The 6,741-nt window shown below is 64.1% G+C and carries 9 protein-coding genes and 1 pseudogene; 5 read left to right on the top strand and 5 right to left on the bottom strand.

Going from position 1 to position 6,741, the window contains the following annotated elements; translation table 11 throughout:
• Both D3872_RS04825 and cobA read left to right on the top strand, forming a co-directional pair.
• The coding region (locus D3872_RS04825; protein ID WP_441295137.1) for an elongation factor 1-alpha C-terminal domain-related protein at window positions 1–285 on the top strand (285 nt) is incomplete at its 5' end.
• 12 nt (window positions 286–297) lie between these two features.
• Window positions 298–1,059 carry a uroporphyrinogen-III C-methyltransferase gene (gene cobA / locus D3872_RS04830; RefSeq protein ID WP_119809729.1) on the top strand — a complete coding sequence of 254 codons (762 nt, stop codon included), beginning with the start codon at window positions 298–300 and terminating at the stop codon, window positions 1,057–1,059.
• Between the two features lie 18 nt (window positions 1,060–1,077).
• Here the strand turns inward: cobA and D3872_RS04835 are convergent, their stop codons facing one another.
• Complete coding sequence (locus D3872_RS04835; protein WP_147373794.1) at window positions 1,078–1,527, bottom strand: hypothetical protein; 450 nt, start codon at window positions 1,525–1,527, stop codon at window positions 1,078–1,080.
• 243 nt (window positions 1,528–1,770) lie between these two features.
• Between D3872_RS04835 and hemP the strand changes: the two genes are divergently transcribed.
• Together hemP and D3872_RS04845 are read left to right on the top strand one after the other, a co-directional pair.
• Entirely contained in the window at window positions 1,771–1,932 is a 162-nt protein-coding gene (gene hemP / locus D3872_RS04840) for a hemin uptake protein HemP (RefSeq protein WP_229459167.1), read from the top strand.
• 67 nt (window positions 1,933–1,999) lie between these two features.
• Window positions 2,000–2,314, top strand: a complete 315-nt coding sequence (locus tag D3872_RS04845) for a hypothetical protein (protein ID WP_119809731.1) — start codon at window positions 2,000–2,002, stop codon at window positions 2,312–2,314.
• 8 nt (window positions 2,315–2,322) lie between these two features.
• Here D3872_RS04845 and D3872_RS04850 read toward each other — a convergent pair whose 3' ends face one another.
• The 4 genes and pseudogenes from D3872_RS04850 to lptF form a co-directional block, all read right to left on the bottom strand.
• Window positions 2,323–2,598, bottom strand: coding sequence for a DUF4394 domain-containing protein (locus D3872_RS04850; RefSeq protein ID WP_119809732.1), 276 nt, complete (start codon window positions 2,596–2,598; stop codon window positions 2,323–2,325).
• Window positions 2,579–2,953: a sirohydrochlorin chelatase gene (locus D3872_RS04855; RefSeq protein WP_119809733.1), complete on the bottom strand. Its 375-nt coding sequence runs from the start codon at window positions 2,951–2,953 to the stop codon at window positions 2,579–2,581. The genes D3872_RS04850 and D3872_RS04855 overlap by 20 nt, the downstream gene beginning before the upstream one ends.
• Window positions 2,953–4,101, bottom strand: a complete 1,149-nt coding sequence (gene lptG, locus D3872_RS04860) for an LPS export ABC transporter permease LptG (protein WP_119809734.1) — start codon at window positions 4,099–4,101, stop codon at window positions 2,953–2,955. Before lptG ends, D3872_RS04855 begins: the two co-directional genes overlap by 1 nt.
• A pseudogene (lptF, locus tag D3872_RS04865) lies at window positions 4,101–5,233 on the bottom strand (LPS export ABC transporter permease LptF). Before lptF ends, lptG begins: the two are co-directional and overlap by 1 nt.
• 59 nt (window positions 5,234–5,292) lie before the next feature.
• Between lptF and D3872_RS04870 the strand changes: the two are divergent.
• Window positions 5,293–6,741: leucyl aminopeptidase (locus D3872_RS04870; RefSeq protein WP_119809735.1), on the top strand; the 1,449-nt coding region annotated here is incomplete at its 3' end.

Raw genomic sequence — 6,741 nt, forward strand, 5'->3', positions numbered from 1 at the left:
TCGGACGAACCGCTCGACCTGCGCCGCAAATACTGGATCAAGCACGGCACCAAGCAGACCGCGGCCAAGGTCACCGCCATCGACAGCCTGCTGGACATTAACACCCAGCAGCGCCAAAACGCGGATGGCCTTAAACTGAACGACATCGCGCGCATTGCGCTGACTGTCCAGCAGCCGCTGGCGGCAGACGCCTACGACGATATCCGCGCCACCGGCGCCTTCATCCTGATCGATGAAGTCACGCACCAGACCGTCGCGGCAGGCATGATCCGTCTCGAAAAATAACAGGAGGGCACCATGGCAGCACTCGGAAAAGTCTATCTGGTCGGCGCCGGCCCCGGCGCCCAGGACCTGATCACCCTGCGCGGCGCGCGCCTGCTGGCGCAGGCCGACGTGGTGCTGCACGATGCCCTCGTCACTCCCGAGATGCTGGAGCTGTGCAATCCGGACGCCGAGCTTATCCCGGTCGGCAAGCGCTGCGGCCAGCTGTCGACCGCACAGGCCTTCATCAACAAGCAGCTGGTCGACAACGCGCAGAAATTCCCGCTGGTGGTACGCCTGAAGGGCGGCGACCCGATGATGTTCGGCCGCGCCGACGAGGAACTGCGCGCGCTGGAGGACGCCGGCATCGAGGTCGAAGTCGTGCCCGGCATCACCACCGCGCTGGCCGCCGCCGCAGCCAGCAAGCAGCCGCTGACCAAGCGCGGCGTGTCGCGCAGCGTGGCCTTCTTTACCTCGAGCACCGCGCCCGAGCACGACGGCCACACCGCCATCCCGAACACCGACACGCTGGTACAGTACATGGGCGGACGCGAAGCCATCGCCACCGCCCAGCGCCTGCTGGACCAGGGCCGCAAGCCCGAAACCCCGGTGGTCGTGATCGAAAACTGCAGCCGGCCCGACCAGCGCATCCTGCGCCTGACGATAGCATCGCTGGCGCGCGGGCTGGGCGCCGCGCATGGCCCGGTGCTGGTGATGCTGGGCGAGGCCTTACGCCAGCGCCACCACCAGCCACAGGACGCCGCCGAACAGGAGAGCGAGCTACGCCACGTCGCGTAAATCCCTCCCCCATCCCCATCAGGCGATGTACTTCAGGTCGTGCTCGCCGATCTCCCACAGCAGCCGGTCGGCTGCTGCATAAGTTTCTTCCGCCACGGTGTGCAGCTTGTCCATCGCCGCGCGCAGGCGCCGGCCGCCGTAGCCACGCGCGGCCAGTGCCGGCACCGCCGCCATCTCGCAGCGGATGTGGCGGATATCTTCCTTCAATCCCTTAAGCATGCCGCGGATGGCGCAGTCGGCGTCGACCGGTTCCCTGAACGCGCCATTGAGCAGGCTGGACTCGAAGGCCGCGATCCTGCGGCGCATTTGGCCAAGCCGCACCGCCAGGAACTCCATCCGGCGCGCGCAGCGCGTCTGCCGCACCAGCGGCGGCAGCAGCACGATCAGCAACTCGCGCCAGCATACGCGCAGGCGCTCGAACGCCAGCACCGCTTCGCAGACCAGAATTTTCCAGGCAAGTAACAGCATGACAGGCTCGATGGGGCGGCGGACGACCCGCCAGTTCGTCATCGAGTGTGTCCTGCTTTGCAAAGCCGGTCAAACGTGTGCGCCGCGTTTCGGCTGACGTGGAACAAGCTTTGCTCACCTTTGTCCCGCCACGATTCCCGCGGTAAATACGCTTGCAATCGCCCATCACATCGGCCATAATCTAAATGAGAATCGTTATCATCGACGACAAATAAGGCTATGATGGAAACAAGCACCCAACCCGTGGAATCGTCACCGCAGCAGGATGTTGCGGCAATGCCGGGCGCGGCCATGCTCAAGAGCCGTGACCTGTTCGGCTACGCGAAGTCCGTCAAGATCGAACACGACGGAAAGATCTACGAGCTGCGCCTGACCCGGCTGAATAAACTGATCCTGACCGCCTGACCAACCAGCAGCCAGCCATCCGCGACGCGGTAGCCAGCCAAAGACCCCGAAACAAAGGAGCGTTTGCATGGCTATCGAGTACCCGAATTCCTTTTTGACGGAACCGTCCGCCCTTCCCACCCAGCCCGAGCTGCTGGTATCGGCGGCGCTGCACCTGATGTCCCACTACAGCACCCGCAGCGGCGAAGCGGGCGCCTGCCTCAAGCTGGCCTCCGTGATCGAACGCCACCTGAAGGCGCTGGCCGGCCACGGCGAACTGACGCCGGTGCTGCGCGCGACCTGCCAGCAGTTGTCCGAACAATGGGCCGGCCACGTCGAGCGCGCCAGCCCCAAGGTGTCAAGCGTTCCGCTATTCGACCGGGTGTTCCGGGCCGCGCGCTAGGGCCCCAGTCAATCCTGGTTCAGCGGGATCGCGATGTCCCTTACCTGATCGTTGCGCGAAAACCTGCCGCGTGCGGACGCCTTGCCAGCCAGCAGGTCGACCGAATACAGCATGCTGTCTTCGCTGCCTATGGCCAGCACTGCCAGCGCCTCGTTGCGCTCGCTAATGCCGCCGCGGACGCGGCTGTAGATGTCGAAGCCGGCCACGCTGCCCGCGTCAATCCCGAGCTTGCCGGTAGCGGCGAGCGGGGGCTGGACAGTAGCGTTAGCTTTTCGCAGCGGCAACGCAGTAGTCGGTCATCGCGTTGAGGACGTCCGGGTCTTCACCGACTGCACCGACCACCTTGATGACCATGCCCGGGTAGGCCGCGCGCAGCTCATCGGCGATCAGCGGCAGGTCGCGCAGCACGTGGCCACCCTGCCCCAGGAACACCGGGACGACGGTGATGTCCGCGACGCCCTGCTGTGCCAGGCGCGCCACCTCGGCGGGCAGGCGCGGCTCCATCAGTTCGAGGAAGGCCAGCGACACCTGCACATCAGGCATGCGCGCCTGCGCCAGTCCGCGCAGCCGTTCGAACGGCGCCTTCCACGACTCGGCGCGGGCGCCATGCGCGAACAGGATCAGCGCGCGGCCGGCCATCAGTGCCGCTCCACCCACCACAAGGCGCCCAGCGCCAGCAGCAGGAACAACAGGCTCGGTGCGATCGCCGTCACCAGCGCCGGCCAGGTACTGAGCAGGCCGAGGTGGGAGAACAGCGTGTTGATCAGGATGAAGCTGACGCCGATCATGATGCCGATGAAAATCTTCAGGCTCACGCCGCCGCTGCGCGTGTGCAGGTAGGCGAACGGCAGCGCCAGCGCCATCAGCACGAAAATCGAGAATGGATCGATCAGCTTTTTCCAGAATGCGATCTTGAAGCGCTCGGTCTCTTGGCGGTTCTCGGCCAGGTGGCGGGTGTACACCGCCAATTCGTTGGCCGACATGCGCTCCGGGTCGGACGACGACACCGACAGGATCTTCGGCGTGATCTCGGACGCCAGCGCCATCGTGTCCAGCTTGCGCGTGCTGACCGCGCTGTTCTCCTGACCGAAGGTGGCCTTGCCTTCGCCGCTGCCGGCGGTGAACACCGTCTCGGTCACGTCGTCCAGGCGCCAGGTGTTGTCGCCTTCGAACACGCCGGTCTTCGCCGTGATCAGGGAGCGCATGCGGAAGTCGTTGTCGAATTCGTAGAGCTTGACGTCGACCAGGCGGCCGTCGGGACGGAACTGGCTGACGTTGAAGAAGCGCGTGCCGGTGACCTCGCCCTTGACGCCGTCGCTGCGCACCACGTCCTTGGTCCACATGCCGGACTTGAACTGCTGCGACACCGACGCGCCTTTCGCGCTCAGCTTGAGCTTCTCGGCAAACGGCGCCGTGCGCGGCGTAATCAGCTCGCCGAACACGAAAGTGATCGCAACCAGCACGATGCCTATCTTGAACAGCATCCATGCCGCCTTCTGGGTCGACATGCTGGACGCGCGCATGATGGTGAATTCCGACGTCGACGCGAACTGCGCCATCGTGTAGATGGTGCCGATCAGCGCGGCGACCGGCATCACCTCGTACACATGGCCGGGCACCAGCATCAGTACGTACATGAAGGCGTGCTGGATTTCATAGCCGTCCTTGCCGACCGCCGGCAGTTCGCCGGTCAGGTCCATGAAGGAGATCAGGCCGAGGAAGGCGACCAGCACGAAGGCGACGGCCTGCAGGATCGAGACCGCGAAATAGCGTTGAAGGACTTTCATTATGCGGGCGCTCCCTGGCGCGCGGCGCGGCCGCGCTTGAAGGCGCCCCACAGCACCAGCGGATGATAGCGGTGGTTCGGGTTGACGCGCCATGCGAACAGCAGCAGCACGCACATCGCGGCGATGAAGTGCAGCGGCCACGACGCGGTGGCGAAGGCCATCTTGCCTTGTTTGATCGATGCTTCAGCCATTTTTTCCAGGTTGCCGTACGTGAAAAAGATCAGCAGCGCGAGGATCAGGTTGGCGGCGCTGCCGGCGCGCGGATTGACGAAGCCGAGCGGGATCGCCAGCAGTATCAGGATCAGGCAGGACACCGGCGCGGAAATGCGCTTCAGGAATTCGGACATCGTGTAGCGGTTGGGCGCGGCGAACAGCGCGGGCGTGGACAGCGTATCGACCGGCAGGTCGGCGCCCAGCGCCGGGGTCTTGGCCGCCACCCGCATGCTGTAGCGCTCGAACTCCATCGACTGGAAATCGGCCTGGCCGGGAACGCCGTGGTAGCGGCGTCCATTCTTCAGCACCAGGAACTGGCCGCCGTCCGGCTGCTTCTCGATGACGCCCTCTTTCGCGACGACCACCGTGTTGCCGCCCTTTTCCTGCGTATTGACGAACACGTTCTGCACCACCGTCGATTCGCCGGTCACGCCTTCGACGAAGAACACGCGGTTGCTGGCGGCCGATTCCTTGAACTGGCCGGGGGATACCTTCTTGAGGTCCTCGCGCTTTTCGAAACGCTGGATGAACTCCGTACTTTTCAGCTTGGCCCACGGCGTTGCGACCATGCTCAAGGCGCCCGTCAGGAACACCAGCGGCAGGCCGAAGGTCAGCACCGGGCGGATCCAGCGCAGCAGCGACTGGCCGGAGGCAAACCACACCACCATTTCAGAGTCGCGGTAGCTGCGCGTGACGGCCACCAGCACTGAAATAAAGCTGGTGAGGATCAGGATAGTTGGCAGATAATTCAGGATTGCAAAACCGATCAGCGCGACGACGTCGCCCGAGTCGACCTTGCCCCCGCGGCTTTGCCGAGGATGGAGATCAGGGTCCAGGTGGCCAGCACCGAGAAAAGTACGGTAAAGGTGGCGCCGGCGGCACTAGCCAGTTCACGTCGCAGGGCGCGTTCGAAGATCATTAGAAAGATATAATCGCAGGTTAAGCAGTGCGCGTCACAAACATGAAATGGAGATCCAAATGGACTTTAGCATAAAAGCATTCGATACCAAGAACACCATCACGTCGGTAAAAACCGGCTGCGTCGCAGTTGCGGTATTCGAGAATAAAAAAATGTCGCAGGCCGCGAAAGCCCTCGATCAGGGTGGTGAAATCACGGCTGCGCTCAAGTCCGGCGACATCACAGGCAAGGCCGGTTCGACGCTGATGCTGCGCGGCGCATCGGGCGCCAATGCTGCGCGCGTGCTGCTGGTCGGTATGGGCAGCGATGAGTCGATCAGCGAAAAGAACTTCACGTCGGCCGTGACCGCGGCGCTCAAGACCTTCGCCACGATCGGTTCCGCGGACGCCATTATCGCACTACCAATGGAAGATGTGAAAGACCGCGACGCGGCCTGGGCGGTGCGCTGCATCGTCATCGCCGCCAATGAAACCGAGTTCCGCACCGACCGCCAGAAGAGCAAGAAGGACCCTGCCCCGACCGGCGTGCGCAAGCTGACCCTGGCCGCGACGCCTTCCGCCGGCCTGAAGACCGCGCTGGCGCAGGCTGTCGCGATCGGCAACGGCATGAACCTGACCAAGGAACTGGGCAACCTGTCGGCCAACGTCTGCACCCCGGCCTACTTGGCCCACACCGCCAAGGAACTGGCCAAGGAATTCGACTTCGGCGTCGAGGTCCTCGAACGCAAGCAGCTCGAAGCACTGAAGATGGACAGCTTCCTGTCCGTGACCAACGGCAGCGAGCAGCCGCCGAAGTTCATCGTGCTCAAGCACATGGGCGGCAACAAGAAGGACGCGCCTGTAGTCCTGGTCGGCAAAGGCATCACCTTCGACACCGGCGGCATTTCGATCAAGGCCGGTCCGGGCATGGACGAGATGAAGTACGACATGTGCGGCGCCGGCTCGGTGCTCGGCACCTTCCGCGCGATCGGCGAGATGGGCCTGAAGCTGAACGTCATCGGCATCGTGGCCGCATGCGAGAACATGCCGTCGGGCCGCGCCACCAAGCCGGGCGACATCGTCACCTCGATGAATGGCTTGACCATCGAGATTTTGAATACCGACGCGGAAGGCCGCCTGGTGCTGTGCGACGCGCTGACCTATGCGGAGCGTTTCAAGCCAGCGGCGGTGGTGGACATCGCCACGCTGACCGGCGCATGCATCATCGCGCTGGGCAACCACAACTCGGGCGTGTTCGCGCGCGACGACGCGGGCGGCGAGAAACTGGTGGCGGAACTGATGGACGCGGGCAAACAGGCCAGCGACACCGCATGGCGCCTGCCGCTCGGCGAGTTGTACAACGACCAGCTGAAATCGAACTTCGCGGATCTGGCCAACATCGGCACGCCGGGAGGCGCCAGTGTGACTGCGGCATGCTTCCTGGAGAACTTCACGCGCAAGTACGACTGGGCGCACCTGGATATCGCGGGTACGGCGTGGAAGTCGGGCGCAGCGAAAGGCGCGACCGGC

Origin of the sequence: Massilia cavernae, assembly GCF_003590855.1 — a bacterium.
GTDB classification, from domain to species: domain Bacteria; phylum Pseudomonadota; class Gammaproteobacteria; order Burkholderiales; family Burkholderiaceae_D; genus Telluria_A; species Telluria_A cavernae.